Source organism: Mycolicibacterium novocastrense (assembly GCF_001570485.1).
Lineage (GTDB): Bacteria > Actinomycetota > Actinomycetes > Mycobacteriales > Mycobacteriaceae > Mycobacterium > Mycobacterium novocastrense.
The window spans coordinates 131,747-152,054 of sequence record NZ_BCTA01000021.1 but is presented as its reverse complement, the minus strand read 5'-3'; the positions used below and the strand labels follow the sequence as shown (position 1 = coordinate 152,054).

Below are 20,308 nucleotides of genomic sequence, written 5' to 3'. Positions count from 1 at the left end.
TACAGCCGCGATTTAGCGATCTGGTTGCACACTAGACGGGTGTCGGCGGTCATCGCGCGACGCGACCGAATTCGCCGCGGACGAGCTCATCTTCAGATCGCTCACCGGTCGAGTGGGCCAAAGCGCTAAGTTGAAACACGTTCTACTCCGTCGAAAGGGCAACTGTATGAACAACGGGCGGGCGGCCAGGGAGTCGCTGGTCATCGGCGCGGCGTCGGGGATCGGCTGGGCGACGGCGCGCGCGCTGGCCGCGGAAGGCGACCGCGTCACGCTCGCGGATCGCGATGCCGACGGCGCCCGAGCGCGCGCCGTCGAACTCGGCGCCCCGCACACCGCCGCGCACGTCGAGGTGACCGACGAGGCCTCGGTACAGGCGCTGTTCGAGCAGACCGGCCCAGTGGACGTCGTCGTCAACTGCGCGGGATTCAGCAACGTCGGCATGATCACCGACCTCGCCGTCGAGGATTTCCGCGCGGTCGTCGACGTGTGCCTCAACGGCGCGTTCATCGTCGCCAAGCACGCGGGCCGGACCTTGCGCGAGGGCGGCGCACTGGTGTCGATCAGCTCGCTCAACGGACGCCAGCCCGCCGCCGGGATGAGCGCCTACTGCGCCGCCAAGGCGGGCCTGTCGATGCTCACCCAGGTCGCCGCGCTCGAGTGGGGGCGACGGGGCATCCGCGTCAACGCCGTGGCGCCCGGCTTCGTGCACACGCCGCTGACCGCGCCTGCCGCGGCCGTCCCCGGCGTTGTCGAGGAGTACGTCGAGAACACCGCGCTGGGCCGCGCGGGCACGCCTGAGGACATCGCCGAAGCGGTGCTGTACCTGTGCTCACCGAAAGCGTCCTGGCTGACCGGCGAGGTGCTCGACCTCAACGGGGGCGCCCACATGAAGCGCTATCCGGATGTGATGGGGCATGTCATGAAACTGGCTGAGCCGAAATGACTTTCAGCGGGAAGCAGGCCCTGGTCACCGGCGGCGGTTCCGGGATCGGCGCCGCGCTGTGCCGGGCGCTGGCCGACGCGGGCGCCGAGGTCGTGTGCACCGACGTCGACGGTGATGCGGCCGAACGCACCGCGGCGGGTCTGGGCGCAAAGGCTCGTGCCGCGCGCCTCGACGTGACGGACGCGGAGGCGGTACAGGCCGCCGTCGACGATGTGGTGAACCGGGCCGGGCGCCTCGACCTGATGTTCAACAACGCCGGGATCGTCTGGGGCGGCGACACCGAACTGCTGACGCTGGATCAGTGGAACGCGATCATCGACGTCAACATCCGCGGCGTGGTGCACGGGGTGGCCGCCGCCTATCCCCTGATGGTGCGCCAGGGCCACGGCCACATCGTCAACACCGCGTCGATGGCCGGGCTCACCGCGGCCGGGCAGGTCACCAGCTACGTGATGACCAAACACGCGGTCGTGGGGCTCAGCCTGGCGCTGCGCTCGGAGGCCGCCGCGCGCGGCGTCGGGGTGCTTGCGGTGTGCCCGGCCGCGGTGGAGACCCCGATCCTCGACAAGGGTTCCGTCGGCGGCTTCGTCGGCCGTGATTACTTCCTGCAGGCCCAGGGCGGCAAACCCTATGACGCCGACCGACTGGCCCGCGACGTGCTGCGCGCAGTCGAGAAGAACAAGCCGATCCTGGTCAAACCTCGCATCGCGCATGCCCAGTGGATGTTCGCGCGGCTCGCACCGGCCCTGATGAACCGCGTGTCGATGCGGTTCATCGCCGACCAACGCGCCAAACAAGCGCAAGCGAGGTCCGAGACGCTGTAGACATAGCCGCAATGAGTACCGAGTTCTCGCTGCCTCAACGCCGCGCGCTGGCCATAGCGACCGTCATCGCGATCGCGTTCGGCGCCTACTTCCTGCGCGGGTACTTCATCCTCATTGTGATGGCCGCGGTGGCCGCCTACCTGTTCTCACCGCTGTACACGCGGCTCAACAGGCGGATGGGCCGCGGGTTGTCTGCGACGGTGACCGTGCTGGCCGCGTTCGCCGCGGTGATCGTGCCGCTGAGCCTGTTCGTCACGCTGGCGGTCGTGCAGATCACGACCATGGTCGAGCGGGTCGCCGAATGGGTCGGCCGCACCGACCTGTCGGCGCTCGGAGACCGGGCGCTGCAGTTCGTCAACGATTTGTTGCGCCGCGTGCCCTACATCGACACGACCGTGACCCCGGAATCGCTGCGGAGTTCGATGGCGCGGGTCGCCCAGGAGGCCGGCCAGTGGCTGCTCGGCCTGCTGCAGGGTGCTGCCGGTGGTCTGTTCGGTGGAATCACCGCCGCGATCCTGTTCGTGTACGTGTTCGTGTCGCTGTTGACGAACCGCGAACGCGTGGTGGCGATCATCCGCCAACTCAACCCACTCGGGGAGGGGATCACCGACGTCTACATGACGAAAATGGGCGCGATGGTCAAGGGCACCGTGTTCGGCCAGTTCGTCATCGCGGTCTGTCAGGGCGTCGCGGGCGCCGCGTCGATCTACCTGGCGGGCTTCCATCAGGGTTTCTTCCTGTTCGCCGTGCTGCTGTCGGCGCTGTCGGTCATTCCGTTGGGCAGCGGCATCGTCACGATCCCGTTCGGTGTCGGAATGATCCTGTTCGGCAACATCTTCGGCGGCGTGTTCGTGATCCTGTTCCACCTGATCGTGGTGACCAACATCGACAACTTCCTGCGACCCATCCTGGTGCCGCGCGAGGCCCGCCTGGACGCCGCGCTGATGCTGCTCGCCGTGTTCGCCGGAATCAGCATGTTCGGCGCGTGGGGGATCGTGATCGGACCGGTGCTGATGATCGTCATCGTCACCACGATCAGCGTCTACCTCGAGGAGTACAAGGGCGTGCCGATGCGACGGCCCGACTCGGCCGACGAGAAACCCAAGCGCCGAAACCCGTTCTGGTGGTTGGGCCGTCGCCTCAGGGAGGCGCGCGGCGAACCGGAGGTCCCGGAGAAACCTAAACCAGCCGTTCCCTGAGGAACGCGACCACGCGCTTGAGCGCCGCGTCGGTCGGATGCCCTTCCCGGTGGCGCAGTTCCAACGTCAGCACCGAGTGGGCCATCGCGCCGAATCCGTGTTCGTTGCCCTTGGCCGAGTCGATCTCGATCACCTCGAACGCGTCGCCCAGCCGGTCCTTGAGCGTCTTGAAGCGTTCCGCAGGCACCAGCGGGTCCCTGCTGAACCGCAGTCCCAGCGCGCACAACCCTTCGTCGGCGGCGCGGCGTTCGACGACCTTCAGCTCGGCCTCGGACAGCCCCGGGTCCCTGCGCTGCTTCGGTGTCAGCGGCAACGGCAGCGACGGCTGGCTCAGCACCGGCGCCAGAACGCTGTCGTCGACCGCGGCGGCCAGGGCGAAGCCGCCGGTGAAACACTGGCCGATGACCCCGACCCCCTTGCCCGGGGTCTGCGCGTTGAGGTCACGGGCCAGTGCCCGCAGGTAGTGCGCGACGGGCCGGTCGGCGTTGGTGGCGAAGGCGGCGAATTCCTTGGCCACACATCCGCGCACCATGATCGGCACCATGCCCGGCCGCATCGGCGGTGCACCGGGCGTGCCGAACAACGACGGAATCGCGACGGTGAATCCCGCCTCGACGAGGTGGTTGCCGAGCGCCAGGACGCCGGGATGCGCGCCGGGCATCTCGGGGATGAGCACCACGCCGGGGCCCTCACCTTTGCGGTAGACGTCGTGGGTGTAGCCGGCGGCGGTGAAGGGCGCGACGGCCCATCCGGTGAGGTCGGCTTCCGGAGCCGCCCCGGCGGCGACATGGGGGTCCGGTGCCGCCCCGGCGGCGACATCAGGGTCCGGTGCGGTCATGGGCGCCCTCCTGGTCGCTCGTTACGCGAGATTGACACCATGCAGAGAAAGTGCGAGAAGCGGGCTGCGTGGATGCAATCTCGCCGAACGAACCACGCCCACTCCTACGTTGCGGGCAGCGGCGCCGCGGTCTGCGTCGCCACCGCCAGGGTACGAAATTCGTCTGCATCCGCGGCGCCGGTCAGCGCGATCTGCGCCGGTCCGGTCGGACTGGTCAGCCGGGTCGTCCACACCGGTTCGGCGGGTTTGCCGTCGTCGTCGCCGCCCTCATAGACCACCCACTTCACGCCGTCGACGTCCTGCACCCCGGTGGGCACGGCATCGGCGTCGAGCGACCCGACCAGCTTCTCCTCGTCGGCATTGCTCTGGGTCAGGCTCACATACATTCCGCTGGGAGCGAGAAAGCCGACGGTGGAACTGACGGCACGCTGAGGTTGCCCCGTCGCGGGGTCGGTGCGACCGGCCTCGATGCCTTGGCGGCTACCACTGTTCGACTGCCAGCCGTCGGGCAGTTGCGGGATCCGGATCGGGATCTTCAACGCGTCGGCATCGGCCCGTAAAGCCGCGGGGGCGTCGAAGGACGGGACCGGGCCGGCGCCGGGCCCCGCGCCCTGGAAGGAGCACATCCCCAGCATCCCGGCCAGCACGATGCAGGCGAGAACCAACGGCGCCATCGACCAGAACATGTCCCGACCGTCATGCAGCAACCGCGACTTGGCGGGCTTGGGGGCGGGAGCCGGTTGCGTGGTCACGCAGCCAGTATCCCAGCTCCCGAACGCGGACCGGCTAATGGGACAATCTGGGCCATGAGTCCGACCCGTGGTGAACCCCCAGATCGAAATCTCGCGCTCGAGCTCGTCCGAGTAACCGAGGCAGGCGCCATGGCCGCCGGCCGCTGGGTGGGCCGTGGCGACAAGGAGGGCGGCGACGGTGCGGCCGTCGATGCCATGCGCGAGCTGGTGAATTCGGTGTCGATGCGCGGCGTGGTGGTGATCGGCGAGGGCGAGAAGGACAACGCGCCGATGCTCTACAACGGCGAAGAGGTCGGCAACGGGGACGGACCGGAGTGCGATTTCGCCGTGGACCCGATCGACGGCACCACGTTGATGAGTAAAGGTCTGTCCAACGCCATCTCGGTGCTTGCGGTCTCCGAACGGGGCACCATGTTCGACCCGTCCGCGGTGTTCTACATGAGCAAGATCGCCGTCGGGCCCGAGGCCGTCGACGCGATCGACATCACCGCCCCCATCGGGGAGAACATCCGCCGGGTGGCCAAGGCCAAGAACGTGTCGGTCTCCGATCTGACGGTCTGCATCCTGGACCGGCCCCGCCACCAGCAGCTCATCGCCGACGTGCGGGAGGCGGGTGCGCGGTGCCGGTTGATCACCGACGGCGACGTCGCGGGCGCGATCTCGGCGTGCCGGCCGAACACCAGCACAGACATGCTGGCCGGGATCGGCGGGACGCCCGAGGGCATCATCGCCGCGGCCGCGATCCGCTGCATGGGCGGCGCCATCCAGGGCCAGTTGGCGCCCAAGGACGACGAGGAACGCCAGAAGGCGCTCGACCGCGGCTACGACCTCGACCGCGTGCTGACCACCGAGGACCTGGTCTCCGGCGACAACGTCTTCTTCTGCGCGACCGGCGTCACCGACGGCGACCTGCTCAAGGGCGTGCACTTTTACAGCGGCGGCTGCACCACGCAGTCGATCGTCATGCGTTCGAAGTCGGGCACCGTGCGGATGATCGAGGCGTACCACCGCTTGTCCAAACTCAGCGAATACTCCGCGATCGACTTCACCGGCGACACCAACGCCGTCTATCCGCTGCCGTAACCACAAGAGAAGTAAGGACTTTCATGAGCGTCGACTCCGACAGCGCAACCGGGACCGAGTACCGCATCGAGCATGACACCATGGGCGAGGTCCGGGTGCCGGTCAACGCGCTGTGGCGCGCGCAGACTCAGCGCGCGGTGGAGAACTTCCCGATCTCCGGGCGTGGCCTCGAGCGCACCCAGATCCGGGCCCTCGGCCTGCTGAAAGGCGCCTGCGCGCAGGTCAACAAGGACCTCGGCCTGCTGGCAGCGGACAAGGCCGACGCGATCATCGCCGCGGCAGGTGAGATCGCCGACGGTCAGCACGACGACCAGTTCCCGATCGACGTGTTCCAGACGGGTTCGGGCACCAGCTCGAACATGAACACCAACGAGGTGATCGCCGGCATCGCGGCACGCAACGGCGTGACGGTGCACCCCAACGACGACGTCAACATGTCACAGTCGTCCAACGACACCTTCCCGACCGCGACCCACATCGCCGCGACGGAAGCCGCTGTGCGCCACCTGATCCCGGCGCTCGAGGTGCTGCACGAGTCGCTGGCCACCAAGGCGCGGCAGTGGCGCACCGTGGTCAAGTCGGGACGCACTCACCTGATGGACGCCGTACCCGTGACGCTGGGCCAGGAGTTCAGCGGCTATGCCCGCCAGGTCGAAGCCGGCATAGAAAGGGTGAAGGCCACGCTCCCCCGGCTCGGCGAACTGGCCATCGGCGGCACCGCGGTGGGCACCGGCCTCAACGCGCCCGACGACTTCGACGAGCGCGTGGTCGCCGTGCTGCGCGAGCAGACCGGTCTGGCCGAATTGCAGGTCGCCGCCAACCATTTCGAGGCTCAGGCGGCCCGCGACGGACTGGTCGAGGCGTCGGGTGCGCTGCGCACCATCGCGGTGTCGCTGACGAAGATCGCCAACGACATCCGGTGGATGGGCTCCGGTCCGCTCACCGGCCTCGGCGAGCTCCAGCTGCCCGATCTTCAGCCGGGCAGCTCGATCATGCCGGGCAAGGTGAACCCGGTGATTCCGGAGGCCGTCACGCAGGTGGCAGCGCAGGTGATCGGCAACGACGCCGCGATCGCGTGGGGCGGCGGCAACGGTGCGTTCGAGCTGAACGTGTACATCCCGATGATGGCCCGCAACATCCTCGAGTCGTTCAAGATCCTGACCAACTCGTCGAAGTTGTTCGCCGAGCGCTGTATCGACGGCCTGGTGGCCAACGAGGACCGGCTCCGTGAGCTGGCCGAGTCGTCCCCGTCGATCGTCACGCCGCTGAACTCGGCGATCGGCTACGAGGAGGCCGCCGCGGTCGCCAAGCAGGCGCTCAAGGAGAAGAAGACCATCCGACAGACCGTCATCGATCGGGGCCTGATCGGCGACAAGCTGTCCGAGGAGGAACTGGACAAGCGCCTCGACGTGTTGGCGATGGCCAAGGTGAAAGACGACGAGCGCTAAGCGTTTCCGTTCGCCGTCGTACCTGGCGGACCGGCCGGACGAGGAGAGGGCGGTAGCGGACTTCCTGCAGTCCGCTTCGCGCGCGCCGTCGGCTCTGTTGATCGAGGGCGAGGCCGGAATCGGCAAGACCACGCTGTGGCAGGCAGCGTCCGACCGCGCCCGCAGTGATGGCTTCCGTGTGCTGTCGGCCAGGAACTCGAGCGCCGAATCAGTGCTCGCCTATACGACTCTGACCGAACTGCTCGCCGACGTCGATGCCGCCGAATTCGGCAACCTGCCCGCCGCCCAGCGCAGCGCCATCGAGCGGATCCGCCGCGCCGACGGAGCACCCACCGATCGCCGTGCCGTCGCGGCGGCGTTCCTGTCGGTCATCGAGGGTCTTGCCACTCGGCAGCCGCTGCTGCTGGCGATCGACGACGTGCAGTGGGTCGACCCGTCGAGCTCACATGTGTTGTCGTACGCCGCACGCCGACTGGCGGGACCGGTCGGCGTTCTGGGCACCCTGCGCACCGGCGGTACCGACGCCTACACCTGGCTGCAGTTGCGGCGCCCGGATGCCACCCACCGAATATCACTGCGGCCGTTGACGTCCCGCATGCTCCACGCCGTCGTCACACAACACCTCGAGCATCCGCTGTCACGTGCGAAGATGACCCGTATCCACCAGATTTCCGGCGGCAATCCCTTCTATGCGATCGAGCTGGCCAAGGTCTCCGACGACAGGCCGGAAGTCCCGCTGCCGGACACGCTGGCCGCCGTGGTGCAGGCCAGGCTGAGTGGACTGAACGCGGAGACACTGCAAGCACTCTTGGCCGCCGCCTCGGCGGCCGACCCCGCGGTCGATCTGGTGGCCGCCGCGGTCGACACCGAACACGACCGGGCTGTCGAATTGCTCGAGGCCGCCGAACAGCGCGGCGTCATCGCCATCGAAGGCAACCGGGTCCGCTTCACACATCCGCTACTAGCCGCCGGTGTGTATACCGGCGCTTCCCCTGAGGACCGCAGGCGGATGCACCACAGGCTGGCCACCGTCGTCGACGAGCCCGAGTTGCACGCGCGCCACCTGGCGCTCGCCGCGACCACGGGCGACGATGCGACTGTCGGCGCGCTCGAGCGGGCCGCCGAGACCGCCCACGCGCGGGGCGCACCTTTCGCCGCCGCAGAGTTGATCGAGCTCGCGATAGCGCTCGGCGGCGTCACCGCTGAGCGACGAATGCGGTTGGCTGCGTACTGCTTCGACGGTGGTGACCCGTCCAGGGCCCGCGCGCTTCTGGAGCGGGCGGTCGACGACCTGGCACCGGGACCACTGCGTGCGGATGCCCGGCACATGCTCGCGGTCGTGCGGTTCATCGACGACGGTTACACCGAAGCCGTCGAACTGCTCGCAACGGCGCTCGAGGAGGACGCCGCCGAAGGCCCGGCGAAGGCGGTCATGCTGACCACGTTGGCATACGGCCTCTACATGACCGGGGACCCTGCATCGGCCCGGCACCGCGCAGAAGAGTCGGTGGCCTATGCCGAGAAGCTCGGTGTCCCCGGTCTGCTCAGCATGGCGCTCGGAGTCCGGGCGACGATCGCGTTCTTCCTCGGCGGCGGCATGGACGAAGTGAACATGCGCCGAGCCCTCGAACTCGAAGACACCGAATCCTTCATGCCGATCATGTTGCGGCCGAGCGTCGAACACGCGTTGATGCTGGCCTGCACCGGTGAGCTCGACACCGCCTACGAGTGCATGCGGGAGATCTCGCGCCGCTGCACCGATCGAGGAGAGGAAGGCGAAGTTGTCTTCGTCGACTTCTACGTCGCGTTGACCCGAATCTGGCGCGCGGACTTCGATGAGGCCAAGCGGGTGGCCCACGAAATCGCCGACCTCGCACGGCAACTCGGCGGTGAGTTTCCCGCGATGCTCAGCCTCGTGCTACAGGCCTGGCTCGCCGCTTATGACGGTGCCGAGAGCAAGGCCCGGTTGGCAGCGGCGGACGCGATCGACGCCTGCAGGCGCAGCGGCACCGCGTGGCACGAGGATTGGGCGTTGTCGGCGCTCGGATTCCTGGAGGTATCGCTCGGAAATTACGGTGCGGCAATGGAACTCCTCGAGCCGCTGGTGTCGCGATTCGAACCGGATTCCACCGAGATCCAAGCGGCGCAGTTCGTACCCGATGCCGTCGAGGCACTCGTCGAGCTGGGCCGTACGAACGACGCGGAGCCGCTGGTGGCCGCGCTGGAACGCAACGGGTGTCGCCTGGACCGGGCCTGGATGCTGGCGGTGGGCCGACGATGCCGCGCCATGCTGCACGCGGCCGCCGGCGATCTGGGCGGCGCGCTGAGCTCTGCGCACCGGGCGCTCGAGCACCATCACCGGTTGGCGATGCCGTTCGAACGCGCACGTACCCAACTGCTGCTCGGGCAGCTGCAGGCCAGGGCGCGCGACCCGCTCGCCGCGTCGACGCTGAACGAGGCGCTGGCGACCTTTGAGGCCCTCGGCACGCCGGTGTGGGCGGAGCGCGCCAGGACGTCCCGAGACGGGCTCCGCTCCGCCGCGTCGACGCCGGCGGCGCTTACCGCCGCCGAGCTGCGCATCGCTGAGCTGGCCGCCGCGGGTCTGACGAACCGCGACGTCGCGGGTGAACTGTTTCTCAGTGCAAAAACCGTCGAGGCCACCCTCGCGCGGGTGTACCGCAAGTTCGGTATCCGGTCGCGCGCCGAACTGGCCCGGGTGATGGGTCAACCCGGCCGCTGAGGGGTATAGAGGGGTCGCCCGCTTCCGGATCAGCTGCAATTCTGGGGGACGTGCCAGGGGACCCGGGGAATATCGTGATCGGCCAGTCGACACATCAGCGCGCCATCGCTGCGTTCCTGGACGCGATGGCGCTGGGCCCCTCGGCGTTGCTGATCGACGGTGAGCCCGGGATCGGCAAGACAACGCTGTGGTTGGCCGCGGTCGAGCAGGCGCAAGAGCGGGGGTTCCACGTCCTGTCGACGCGACCGGCGGCCGCGGAGTCGGTGCTCGCGTACACCGCGCTGGCCGACCTGCTCGAGGAGGCCGACGCGCGCGCGTGGGCCGACCTGCCGACACCGCAACTCCTCGCGGTCGACCAGGTGCTGCTGCGCGCGGACAACGACGCGGTGACCGATCAGCGTGCCGTGGCCGCCGCGTTTCTCTCGGTGGTCGAACGACTCAGCGAGGACCGACCGGTTCTGCTGGCCATCGACGACCTGCAGTGGCTCGACCCGTCGAGCAAGCACGTGATCGCCTTCGCGGTGCGCAGGCTCACGGGGCGTACCGGGCTACTGGCCAGCCTGCGTACCGAATCCGACGACCGTGCGGTCGACGACTGGTTGCAGTTGTCGCGGCCTGACGCGGTGAATCGAATCCGGTTGAGCCCGTTGAATATCCAGGACCTGCATCGCGCGGTCTCCACGCGGCTGCGACGACCGTTCTCGCGTCCCACCATCAGCCGGATCCACCAGGTGTCAGGCGGAAACCCGTTCTACGCGATCGAATTGGCCCGCTCCCTCGATGAACGAGCGACGGGCCTCGACGCGTCGCTGCCCCGCACCCTGGCCGACCTGGTACGGACCAGGCTGGGCAGCCTCGACACCGATGTCCACGACGCGCTGCTGGCCGCCGCCTGCCTTGCCGTGCCGACGGTCGAGGTGGTGGCGAATGCGACCACGGGCGACGAGGACCGGCTGGTCGGATTGTTGGAGTCCGCCGAGAGCAAGGGCATCATCGCGATCGACGGCAACCGGATCCGGTTCGCTCATCCGCTGTTGGCCAGCGGGGTCTACACCGAGGCCTCCCCCGGTCGCCGCCGGTCGATGCACCGTCGGCTCGCCGAGATCGTCGACGAACCCGAACTCCGGGCCCGACACTTGGCGCTGGCCGCCACCAAGGGTGACGAGGTCACGCTCGCGGCCCTCGACATGGCGGCGGAATCGGCGCGGATACGGGGAGCGCCGGCCGCGGCGGCCGAACTGGTGGACCTGGCCATCGGCCTCGGCGGCGACACCGCGGAGCGGCGGCTGCGCTCGGCATTGCACCATTTCGACGCCGGAGAACAGGAGCGAGCGGCGGCCGTCCTCGCAGAGGCCATCGAACAACTGCCCACCGGCGCGTTGCGTGCCGAAGCATTGAGCCGACTGGCGGTGGTGCGGCTTTACGGGGACGGGTTCATCGAGAGCGCGCGGCTGCTACGCGAGGCGCTCGATGAGGTACACGACAACCACGCATTGCGCGTTCAGACCTTGATCACGTTGGCTTACACGCTTTTTCACGCAAATCAACTGCAGCAGGGCCTGGACACCGCCGCTGCGGCCGTCGCGAATGCAGAGACCCTCGACCAGCCGCATCTGCTCAGTATGGCGCTGGGAATGCTGGTCATATTGCGGTTCGCCGCCGGCCACGGCTACGACGAGGAGACCTTGCAACGGGCGCTGCGCCTGGAGGACCCCGAGGCGCACACACCGTTGGTCTTCCGGCCCGCCATGCAGCACGCGCTGCTGCTGGAGTGGACCGGCCGACTCGACGAAGCCCGCGGTGTCGTGGACAAGATCCGGGCGCGCTGCCTGGAGAAGGGCGAGGAGGGCGAGCACGTCTTCGTCTCCCAGCACGTGGTGACGAACGCGATCGCGCGCGGTGACTTCGTCACGGCCAACCTGGTTGCCGAAGACGCCGTGGAAAAGGCCCGGCAACTCGGGGGCAACACCTCACAGTTCCTGACCCAGAGCCTGCGGGCCCAGCTCACCGCGTTCGCCGGCGACGACGAGAACGCCCGCCGGGCGATCGAGGATGCCCTCGAATGTGCAAGGCAGACCGGCACACTGCGGATGGCGGATCGGGTGCGGGCGACCCTCGGGTTCCTGGAGGTCTCGCTGGGCGACTACGAAGCCGCGGCGGCCGCGCTGCAACCGATGCTCTCGGAGTTCGACCCCGACAGCACGCCGACCGAACTGCCCAACGCCGCCTACCTGCCCGACGCGATCGAGGCGCTGATACATCTCGAGCGATTCGACGAGGCGGAACGGCTCACCGTCGCGCTGGAGAACAACGGTCACAGGATGAACCGCGAGTGGATGCTCGCGGTCGGTGCGCGGGCGCGCGCCATGCTGCTGGCCGCGCTCGGCGACCTCGACGCCGCCCACGACGCGGCGCAGCGGGCGATGGCCGCACACCGCCGTCTGCCGATGCCGTTCGAGCGCGCGCGGACCCTACTGACCCTGGGCCAAATCGAGCGCCGGCAGCGCAAGAAGGAATCGGCGTCGGCGCACCTTCAGGAGGCCCTCGAGGTCTTCGAGCGTCTCGACATCCCGCTGTGGGCGGCCCGGGCGCGCGCGGAGTTCTCGCGTGCGAGCGCCGGACCTCAGCGCAGCGGCGAACTGACGCCGTCCGAGCAGCGGGTCGCCGAACTCGTCGCGCGCGGAATGAAGAACCGGGACGTCGCGGCCGCGCTGTTCATCAGTCCCAAGACCGTCGAGGCCAACCTCGCGCGCATCTACCGCAAGCTGGGAATCAAGTCGCGGGCCGAACTGGGTCGCCAGGTCGGGCGGCCGAGCGGACCCCAAAAAGGGGACCACACATAGGGAAACACCCTATTCCCCCCGTCGGGTCGCAGGACTTACCGTCGTAACGCTGTCCCCGCCCCGCCATCGACTGGAGGACCGGTGCGTCTCGACGAAGCTCCCGCGACCCTGACCGACCACGGCAACGCCCTCGTGACGACGGCCACCAGCCAGCCCGCCCTGGGCACCGGATTCGCGGTGCTGGGCCTGGTTTCGCTACTCGACCTGCCGCGCGGCGATCGCGCCGACCGGGTGGTGGCGCTCAGCGGTGCGGCGGCCGCCGGTTGGTACCTGGCCCGTCGCAACCGTCGCCGCTAGCCGGTTCACGGCAGGGCGCCGGGGCTGATCTCCTCGAGCATCTCGGTCACCAGCGCAGCGATCGGCGAGCGCTCGCTGCGCAACAGCGTGATGTGGGCGAACAGCGGGTGGCCCTTGAGCTTCTCGATCACCGCGGCGACGCCGTCATGCCTGCCGACTCGCAGGTTGTCCCGCTGGGCGACGTCGTGGGTGAGCACCACACGCGAACCTGCGCCGAGACGCGACAGAACGGTGAGCAGCACATTGCGCTCGAGCGACTGGGCCTCATCGACGATCACGAACGAATCGTGCAGCGAGCGCCCCCGGATGTGGGTCAGCGGCAGCACCTCGAGCATGCCGCGCGAGAGGACTTCTTCGAGCACCGCCGGGCTGGCCAGTCCCTCCAGCGTGTCGAAGACCGCCTGCGCCCAGGGGCCCATCTTGTCGCTCTCGCTGCCCGGCAGGTAGCCGAGGTCCTGCCCGCCGACCGCGTAGAGCGGACGGAACACCACGACCTTGCGTTGTGTGCGGCGTTCGAGGACCGCCTCCAGTCCCGCGCACAGCGCCAGCGCCGACTTGCCGGTGCCCGCCTTGCCGCCGAGAGAAACGATGCCGACCGATTCGTCGAGCAACAGATCCAAGGCCACCCGCTGTTCGGCGGAGCGGCCCCGCAGCCCGAATGCCTCCCGGTCACCGCGCACCAACTGCACCCGCTTCTCGGGCGTCACCCGGCCCAGCGCGTGCGACGTACCACCGAGCAGACGAATACCGGTGTGGCAGGGCAGGTCTCGCGCCGCCTCCAGATCGATCTCCCCTTCGGCGAACAACACGTCGATCTCGTCGGAGACGACCTCGACCTCGGCCATGCCCGTCCACCCGGAGGTGATGACGTCCTGCGCGTGGTATTCGTCGGCCGACAACCCGACCGCACCCGCCTTCACGCGCAGCGGGATGTCCTTGCTGACCAACGTGACGTGCTTGCCCTCGGCGGCGAGATTGGCCGCCACCGTCAGAATCCGCGCATCGTTGCTGTCGGTGCGGAAACCGGCTGGAAGCACCGACGGATCGCTGTGGTTCAGTTCGACGTGCAGTGAACCACCCTGTGTGCCAACGGGAATCGGCTGATCGAGTCGGCCGTGTTCGAGCCGAAGATCGTCGAACAGTCGCAGGGCCTGACGCGCGAACCAGCCGAGCTCATGATGGTGTCGCTTGGCTTCGAGCTCGCTGATGACCACCAGCGGAACCACGACCTCATGCTCGGCAAAGCGCGTGCAGGCCCAGGGATCTGACAACAGCACGGAGGTGTCGAGCACGTAGGTCCGGAGAGGCGAATCGATCACGTAGCGCTCCTGGTATCCGCGGGTCCCCCGCGAACCGTCGGCGGACACTGCGGCACCAGGGCCGGGGCCGGCCCTCTCGTGATCGCAACGATCGGGTACCGCCCGGACAGCAAAGCACGTCGCTAGCCATCGGAAACGACGCTACTCCCGTTGCGGCACATGCGCCGTGCAGGCGCGCCGTAGTGTTCGCCGCTGCTCGTCCGCGGCGATGATCGCGCGGTTACGCGGAGGTGAACTCCCGCATCTGCGGCTCGTCGGCCAGCCCCCACGCGGCGATGCGGTCGGTGATCACCTGCCGCAGCTGCTCCGGTCCGAAGATCCCGCCCTCGGCGACGTTGCGCACCTTGTCGGCGTACGCGTCGATGTCACCCCCGACGACGTCGAGTTCGGCCGCGCGTCGCGCGATGGCCTCGACGGTTTCCTCACGGCTCGTGGACAGCAGGTGTGAGACCAGGTTGGCGAAGAACTCCTCGTGCCGCTCCTCATCTTTGGCGATGCGACCGATGAGGTTCTTCAGCACCGGTTCGGTGATCTTCGCTTCGAGGTTGCGGCAGAACACGGCGTGGGCGCGCTCGAAGAAGGCCATGAACACCAGCCGCTCGATCTGGCTGTAGGTGTCGGCGCGGTAGCCCTTCATCACGTGTTCGACGCGGACGTCCTCGTTGGCGGCCGGGTCGATCTCCCGGGTGACGACGAGGTAGTTGCGCAGCGCGATCGCGTGCAGGTGCTCCTCGGCGGTCCACCGGCCGATCCAGCGGCCCCACTTCTCTTCGAGGATGAAGCTGAAGACGAACTCCCGATGGAAGCCGGCCAGGTTGTCCTTGGTGATGAGCAGGATCTCGAGCGCATCGGTGACGTCTTTGGGCAGCGTCACCTGCGACGGATCCCAGTCCTTACCGCCGAGAAAGGCGAAGTTCTCGCCCTGGTCGAACGGCACGTAGTCGTGTGCGTACCAGAGATCCTCGCTGTCGATGTGACGACGCAGCTCCTGCTGCACGACCGGCTCGAGTTCGAGGATCAGCGCATTGGGTACAGGTTTCTGTGCCATGCAGTTACAGTAACTCAATTCTGTGGGAATCGTAAAATTCCCGACCGGCGTGGCGCGCGGCTACAGCGTCAGCCCCGGATACAGGGGGTTCGCCTCCAACAACTCGGCAGAGGCGGTGTGCACGCGCTCGGCGGTGCCGTCGGCCAGGGTGTACTTGGCCTTCGACACTCCCCCCGCGGCAGCAGAGGGTTGAGTGTTCGACAGGACGTCCACGATCAGCTCGGCCACGCGGTCGAAGTCGTCGGCCCCGAACCCCCTGGTCGTCAGCGCTGGGGTGCCCAGCCGGATGCCGCTGGTGTACCAGGCGCCGTTGGGGTCCGCGGGCACGGAGTTCCGGTTGGTGACGATGCCCGCGTCGAGCAGCGCCGACTCGGCCTGGCGGCCGGTCAGGCCGAACGAGGTGACGTCGAGCAGCACGATGTGGTTGTCGGTGCCGCCGGTGACCAGCGCGGCGTCACGCTTGAGGAAACCGTCGGCCAGGGCCTGGGCGTTGTCGGCGACCCGCTGCGCGTAGGCCTGGAACGCCGGTTGGCGGGCCTCGGCGAGCGCGACCGCCTTGGCGGCCATCACGTGTGACAGCGGGCCACCCAGCACCATCGGGCAGCCCTTGTCGACCGCGTCGGAGTACTCGGGCTGGGCGAGCACCATTCCGCCACGCGGCCCGCGCAGCGACTTGTGGGTGGTCGTGGTGGTGACGTGGGCGTGCGGTACCGGATCCTCGTCGCCGGTGAACACCTTGCCCGCGACCAGGCCCGCGAAGTGCGCCATGTCGACCATCAACGTCGCACCGACCTCGTCGGCGATCTCGCGCATGGTCGCGAAGTTCACCCGGCGCGGATAGGCCGAGTAGCCGGCCACGATGATCAGCGGCTTGAACTCGCGGGCGGCCTCGGCCACCGCGTCGTAGTCGAGGAAGCCCGTGTTCGGGTCGGTGCCGTAGCTGCGCTGGTGGAACATCTTGCCGGAGATGTTGGGCCGGAAGCCGTGGGTCAGGTGGCCGCCCGCGTCCAGCGACATCCCCAGTAGCCGCTGGTTGCCGAGCTTGTTGCGCAGCTTCTCCCAGTCCGCCTCGGACAGGTCGTTGACGTGCTTGAGGCCGGCCGCGGCCAGTTCGGGCGCCTCGACCCGGGTGGCCAGGATCGCCCAGAAGGCAACGAGGTTGGCGTCGATGCCGGAATGCGGCTGTACGTAGGCATACGGCGCTCCGAACAGCTCGCGGGCGTGTTCGGCGGCGAGGCTCTCGACGGTGTCGACGTTCTGGCAGCCCGCATAGAACCGGTGCCCGATCGTGCCTTCGGCGTACTTGTCGGAGAACCACGAGCCCATCGTCAGCAGGACCGCTGGCGAGGCGTAGTTCTCACTGGCGATGAGCTTGAGCGAATCCCGTTGATCGGCAAGCTCTTTACGCGTCGCCGCCGCGATACGCGGCTCCACCGACTCGATCACCTGCAACGCGGCCCGGTAGGCGGCACTCGCGGTCTCGGCGTATTCCGCACCGGGGGCGGCAGCGTTGGAGGTCACGGGGTCTGCAGTCATGTGTCTCAGCCTACGACGCCGCGATCATGCACCGACCAGCCCATAGGCGTCGGCCATACCCACCGCGTCCGCCATACCACCGCGTCCCCACACCCACCGCGTCCGCCGTACACCGCGCCCTCGATCCACAGCAGTCACATCAGCCTCGCCGATCACGGTGGCATCATCCGCACCCGGCCGAGATACCTGTTCCGATGCCCAGCTACGAGCGAAAGATTCGCTACCAACGAATAATTCGCTGCGAGCTGGGCAACGAAACGGTGGTTCCCCATAGGGAGGGCCCGGCGCGGCGGCCGGGACTCAGGCCGCTCGCAGCGACGAGGGAATCAACGGCTCGTCGAGCAACGTGCCGAACCGCTGGGTCAGGCTGACGTCATCGGGCCGGTCATCCAGCCAGCCCCGCAGCAACCGGTATCCCTCGACGTAGGTGCTGGTGTACGCGCGCCACAGCGGCGAAGACAGAAACCGCAGCATCTGACGGGCGCGCTGGTCGTTGACCAGCAGCCACTGCTTGAGAAACGCGACGACCTCGTCGACGTCGCGGTGCTCGTCGTGCAGCATCAGCGCCGCGTCCTGGCGCACCTCGGCGAGGGCGCCCGTCGCCTCCGACACCGCCTGCGCGCGCTCGCCGTCGAACCGCAGCCCCAGGTCGGCGTAGATCTCGCCGGCCCACACGCCCCATTCCGGGCCGATCGCCGCATACAGCGCGAGATCGGCGAGGCCCTCGGCCATCAGGCACTGTGGGGTGTTGACCAGGAAAATGGTCTGCTCCGCCTGTCCCCTGCCCTCGACCAGACCGACCTCTTTGCGGCAGTGCTCGGTGTGGTGGCCGGGGTACGACTCGTGCGCGACCAGCCGGGGCAGGTTCGACATCTGCTGCTTGAGGTCGGCGTTGACGGCCACCGTCGACTTGTAATCGCCGTGGTAGTAGTTGAAACCCGACCACGGCTTGTCGGTGACGACCTCATACGTGATGGTCTCCGCGTCGGGCAGCGGATACTCGGCGCGCACGCGGTCGCGCAGCGCGCTGGAGAACGCCTGGATGCACTCATCGAGGCGCGCGGGCGGGATCTCCTCTGCCGCGCGGTAGGCCTGCATCCGGTCGGCGAGCGGACCTGGCCCGTTCAGCACCTCGTCGAGCTGCCGATGGGCCTGCCGGTACCGCTCCGGGTCGCCCCTGTCGATGTGCACGTCGAAATACGCCTCGACCTCGTCAACGAAGCCGACCTGCTCGCCCGCGAACTTGCGGCCCGCGCACGCCAGCGCCCGCAGGTGGGCGCCGATGTAGTCCTTGCGCGCCCGCTCGAGCCCGTCGACCGAGGTCAACTCCCCCAGCAGCCGGTCGGCCTGCCGTACCAGGTCCGCGGGATCGGGCTGCGGTTCGGCGGCGACGGCACGGCGCAACGCCGGGTCGCCGGTGAAGGAGTCGACATAGCCCTGCTCCACGCGGTCGAAGCGCAGACCGAGCAGCAGATACTCGCGGATCACGGTGCTGGCGTCCATGAACTCAACCGTAAATGCAAGACTGGGCGCATGGCGCGGCTGAGTGAACCCAGCCCATATGTGGAGTTCGACCGGAGTCAGTGGCGGAACCTGCGTATGTCGACGCCGCTGAAACTCAACGAGGACGAGCTGAAGAAGCTGCGCGGTATCGGCGAGAAGATCGACCTCCTCGAAGTAGAAGAGGTCTATCTGCCCTTGGCCCGGCTGATCCACCTCCAGGTCGCCGCGCGCCAGCGGTTGTTCGCGACGACCGCCGAGTTCCTGGGCGGAGACTCCGACAGCGAGTCTCAGCCGGACCGCCCGGTGCCGTTCGTGATCGGCGTCGCGGGCAGTGTCGCGGTCGGCAAGTCCACGACAGCCCGTGTGCTGCAGGCGCTTCTGGCGCGCTGGGAACATCATCCCCGCGTCGACCTGGTCACCACCGACGGGTTCCTCTATCCCAATGCGGAATTGGTCCGACGGAATCTGATGGGCCGCAAGGGTTTTCCGGAAAGCTACGACCGGCGTGCGCTGATGCGGTTCGTCACGACGGTCAAGTCCGGCGCGGAGTACGCGTGCGCGCCGGTGTACTCGCATCTGCTCTACGACATCGTGCCCGGCGAAAAGCAGATCGTCCGGCACCCGGACATCCTGATCCTCGAGGGTCTCAACGTGCTGCAGACCGGGCCGACGTTGATGGTGTCCGACCTGTTCGACTTCTCGGTCTACGTCGACGCCCGCATCGACGACATCGAGAAGTGGTACATCGATCGGTTCCTCGGCTTGCGCACGACGGCGTTCGCCGACCCGGCCTCGCACTTTCACCACTACGCCACGCTCACCGACGAGCAGGCCGTGTTCGCCGCCAGCGACATCTGGCATTCGATCAACCGGCCCAACCTGATCGAGAACATCCTCCCGACCCGGCCGCGCGCGACGCTCGTCCTGCGCAAGGACGCCGACCACTCGATCAACCGACTGCGCCTGCGCAAGCTGTAGTCGGCTACCGGTTGATCCGGCGCCAGCCCTGGTACTGCAGTTCGGCGAATGCCAGCGTGTACACACCGGTGGCGAGTGTCAGGACCACCCCGATCGTGGTGAGCGGGAACACATTCGAGATCACGAGCACTACCGCCGCAACGGCGTACAGGACGTTGGCGACGATCACCGCCATGCCCGCCGTCTTCAGCGACGGCAGCGCCGCGAGGCCCAGGACCGCCAGGCCGTAGGCGATGAAGAACGCCGCCATTCCGTACTCGAAGGTGATCGTGGTGCCCGACGTGTCGGCCAGCCAACCCGCGAGGGGAAGAGCCGCGATACCAGCGAGGCCGGTGAGGATCGCGTCGGCGCGCATGGCAAAGCGCAGCAGTGCGTCCGTCGACTCGTTCAGCCGTTCGGAGAGTGCGGTCATGATGGATTCCTTTCTTGTGGGGATGAGGGACCGTTCCGGAGCCGACGCCGCAACCTCTGACGACGGCGGCTCCGGACCAGTCATGAGGGGGTCGACGTCAGACGACGCACCCCGAGGTACTGGGCGTAGGCGAATGCGAGAGTGATGGCGGTGAACCCGGCAATTCCCACGACGCCGGCTTCGGTCAGCGGCAGCAAGCCGGTCGCCAGCACCACGCCCACGACGAGCGCGAAGACGACGTTGCCGACCAGCACGCCGGTACCGACGCGGCGGACATCAGGCGCCCCGGCCGCCAGGAACAGTGCGGCGCCGTAGCCGACGAGTGCGGCTCCGCCGATCCACTCACTGGTAGCGGACAGACCGCTCACCCGCGACAGCGCGTCGGCGGCCATCGCGATAACCAAGCCGAGAGCCCCGCACAGCGTCGCGTCGGCACGCAGCGCGACGCGCAGCAGGGAGTCGCTTGCGACATCGCCGTCGCCGGCGGTGTCCGGTACCGGGTGGGTGGTTGCGGTGGTCATGTCACCGACAGTGCTCAGATGCCG

Annotated in this window: 17 protein-coding genes; 9 read left to right on the top strand and 8 right to left on the bottom strand. The window is 68.1% G+C overall.

What is annotated here, in order from left to right; genetic code table 11:
• The first annotated feature begins 166 nt into the window (after positions 1-166).
• Genes RMCN_RS06905 through RMCN_RS06895 form a run of 3 tightly spaced genes read left to right on the top strand, consistent with a single transcriptional unit; the run spans position 167 to position 2,966 of the window.
• A complete protein-coding gene (locus tag RMCN_RS06905; protein ID WP_067387962.1) occupies positions 167-943 on the top strand; it encodes an SDR family NAD(P)-dependent oxidoreductase in 777 nt (258 codons plus the stop codon).
• On the top strand, positions 940-1,767 hold the full coding sequence (locus RMCN_RS06900) for an SDR family oxidoreductase (protein ID WP_067387961.1): 828 nt from the start codon (positions 940-942) through the stop codon (positions 1,765-1,767). Before RMCN_RS06905 ends, RMCN_RS06900 begins: the two co-directional genes overlap by 4 nt.
• 11 nt (positions 1,768-1,778) lie before the next feature.
• Positions 1,779-2,966 carry an AI-2E family transporter gene (locus RMCN_RS06895; protein ID WP_067387960.1) on the top strand — a complete coding sequence of 396 codons (1,188 nt, stop codon included), beginning with the start codon at positions 1,779-1,781 and terminating at the stop codon, positions 2,964-2,966.
• Here RMCN_RS06895 and RMCN_RS06890 read toward each other — a convergent pair.
• Both RMCN_RS06890 and RMCN_RS06885 read right to left on the bottom strand, forming a co-directional pair.
• Positions 2,947-3,804, bottom strand: a complete 858-nt coding sequence (locus tag RMCN_RS06890) for a dienelactone hydrolase family protein (RefSeq protein ID WP_067387959.1) — start codon at positions 3,802-3,804, stop codon at positions 2,947-2,949. The two genes, RMCN_RS06895 and RMCN_RS06890, sit on opposite strands and share 20 nt — an antisense overlap.
• Before the next feature lie 104 nt (positions 3,805-3,908).
• Positions 3,909-4,556: a DUF4245 domain-containing protein gene (locus tag RMCN_RS06885; protein WP_064411947.1), complete on the bottom strand. Its 648-nt coding sequence runs from the start codon at positions 4,554-4,556 to the stop codon at positions 3,909-3,911.
• A 54-nt stretch (positions 4,557-4,610) separates the two neighbouring features.
• Here RMCN_RS06885 and glpX point away from each other — a divergent pair, with 54 nt between their 5' ends.
• The 5 genes from glpX to RMCN_RS06860 all read left to right on the top strand — a co-directional run bounded on the left by glpX (position 4,611) and on the right by RMCN_RS06860 (position 12,967).
• Positions 4,611-5,639 (top strand): class II fructose-bisphosphatase, encoded by a 1,029-nt coding sequence (gene glpX / locus RMCN_RS06880; protein WP_067387958.1) that lies wholly within the window; start codon positions 4,611-4,613, stop codon positions 5,637-5,639.
• 23 nt (positions 5,640-5,662) lie between these two features.
• Complete coding sequence (locus RMCN_RS06875; protein ID WP_067387957.1) at positions 5,663-7,087, top strand: class II fumarate hydratase; 1,425 nt, start codon at positions 5,663-5,665, stop codon at positions 7,085-7,087.
• Between the two features lie 22 nt (positions 7,088-7,109).
• The gene (locus tag RMCN_RS06870; RefSeq protein WP_067387956.1) at positions 7,110-9,827 is read left to right on the top strand and encodes an ATP-binding protein; all 2,718 of its coding nucleotides are present in this window, start codon (positions 7,110-7,112) and stop codon (positions 9,825-9,827) included.
• Between the two features lie 50 nt (positions 9,828-9,877).
• Entirely contained in the window at positions 9,878-12,670 is a 2,793-nt protein-coding gene (locus RMCN_RS06865) for a helix-turn-helix transcriptional regulator (RefSeq protein WP_263987600.1), read from the top strand.
• A gap of 81 nt (positions 12,671-12,751) precedes the next feature.
• The gene (locus tag RMCN_RS06860; RefSeq protein WP_067387955.1) at positions 12,752-12,967 is read left to right on the top strand and encodes a hypothetical protein; all 216 of its coding nucleotides are present in this window, start codon (positions 12,752-12,754) and stop codon (positions 12,965-12,967) included.
• 5 nt (positions 12,968-12,972) lie between these two features.
• Here RMCN_RS06860 and RMCN_RS06855 read toward each other — a convergent pair whose 3' ends face one another.
• The 4 genes from RMCN_RS06855 to RMCN_RS06840 all read right to left on the bottom strand — a co-directional run bounded on the left by RMCN_RS06855 (position 12,973) and on the right by RMCN_RS06840 (position 18,373).
• On the bottom strand, positions 12,973-14,286 hold the full coding sequence (locus tag RMCN_RS06855; protein ID WP_064412303.1) for an RNA 5'-3' helicase PhoH2: 1,314 nt from the start codon (positions 14,284-14,286) through the stop codon (positions 12,973-12,975).
• A 220-nt stretch (positions 14,287-14,506) separates the two neighbouring features.
• On the bottom strand, positions 14,507-15,334 hold the full coding sequence (locus tag RMCN_RS06850) for an acyl-ACP desaturase (RefSeq protein WP_067387954.1): 828 nt from the start codon (positions 15,332-15,334) through the stop codon (positions 14,507-14,509).
• Positions 15,335-15,394: 60 nt separating this feature from the next.
• Positions 15,395-16,870 (bottom strand): glycine hydroxymethyltransferase, encoded by a 1,476-nt coding sequence (locus tag RMCN_RS06845; protein WP_067387953.1) that lies wholly within the window; start codon positions 16,868-16,870, stop codon positions 15,395-15,397.
• Positions 16,871-17,170: 300 nt separating this feature from the next.
• Positions 17,171-18,373, bottom strand: coding sequence for a DUF885 domain-containing protein (locus RMCN_RS06840; protein ID WP_067387952.1), 1,203 nt, complete (start codon positions 18,371-18,373; stop codon positions 17,171-17,173).
• A 30-nt stretch (positions 18,374-18,403) separates the two neighbouring features.
• On the opposite strand from RMCN_RS06840, the gene coaA reads away from it, so the two are divergent.
• On the top strand, positions 18,404-19,351 hold the full coding sequence (gene coaA, locus RMCN_RS06835; protein WP_064411954.1) for a type I pantothenate kinase: 948 nt from the start codon (positions 18,404-18,406) through the stop codon (positions 19,349-19,351).
• 4 nt (positions 19,352-19,355) lie between these two features.
• Here the strand turns inward: coaA and RMCN_RS06830 are convergent, their stop codons facing one another.
• Both RMCN_RS06830 and RMCN_RS06825 read right to left on the bottom strand, forming a co-directional pair.
• Positions 19,356-19,763 carry a hypothetical protein gene (locus RMCN_RS06830; RefSeq protein ID WP_067387951.1) on the bottom strand — a complete coding sequence of 136 codons (408 nt, stop codon included), beginning with the start codon at positions 19,761-19,763 and terminating at the stop codon, positions 19,356-19,358.
• 80 nt (positions 19,764-19,843) lie between these two features.
• Complete coding sequence (locus tag RMCN_RS06825; RefSeq protein ID WP_067387950.1) at positions 19,844-20,284, bottom strand: hypothetical protein; 441 nt, start codon at positions 20,282-20,284, stop codon at positions 19,844-19,846.
• Positions 20,285-20,308: the final 24 nt, after the last annotated feature.

Bases quoted from the DNA above. Each gene is read 5' to 3' on its own strand.
- RMCN_RS06905 (WP_067387962.1), top strand. From the start codon at position 167: ATGAACAACGGGCGGGCGGCCAGGGAGTCGCTGGTCATCGGCGCGGCG.
- RMCN_RS06900 (WP_067387961.1), top strand. From the start codon at position 940: ATGACTTTCAGCGGGAAGCAGGCCCTGGTCACCGGCGGCGGTTCCGGG.
- RMCN_RS06895 (WP_067387960.1), top strand. From the start codon at position 1,779: ATGAGTACCGAGTTCTCGCTGCCTCAACGCCGCGCGCTGGCCATAGCG.
- RMCN_RS06890 (WP_067387959.1), bottom strand. From the start codon at position 3,804: ATGACCGCACCGGACCCTGATGTCGCCGCCGGGGCGGCACCGGACCCC.
- glpX (WP_067387958.1), top strand. From the start codon at position 4,611: ATGAGTCCGACCCGTGGTGAACCCCCAGATCGAAATCTCGCGCTCGAG.
- RMCN_RS06875 (WP_067387957.1), top strand. From the start codon at position 5,663: ATGAGCGTCGACTCCGACAGCGCAACCGGGACCGAGTACCGCATCGAG.
- RMCN_RS06850 (WP_067387954.1), bottom strand. From the start codon at position 15,334: ATGGCACAGAAACCTGTACCCAATGCGCTGATCCTCGAACTCGAGCCG.
- RMCN_RS06845 (WP_067387953.1), bottom strand. From the start codon at position 16,870: ATGACTGCAGACCCCGTGACCTCCAACGCTGCCGCCCCCGGTGCGGAA.
- RMCN_RS06840 (WP_067387952.1), bottom strand. From the start codon at position 18,373: ATGGACGCCAGCACCGTGATCCGCGAGTATCTGCTGCTCGGTCTGCGC.
- coaA (WP_064411954.1), top strand. From the start codon at position 18,404: ATGGCGCGGCTGAGTGAACCCAGCCCATATGTGGAGTTCGACCGGAGT.
- RMCN_RS06830 (WP_067387951.1), bottom strand. From the start codon at position 19,763: ATGACCGCACTCTCCGAACGGCTGAACGAGTCGACGGACGCACTGCTG.
- RMCN_RS06825 (WP_067387950.1), bottom strand. From the start codon at position 20,284: ATGACCACCGCAACCACCCACCCGGTACCGGACACCGCCGGCGACGGC.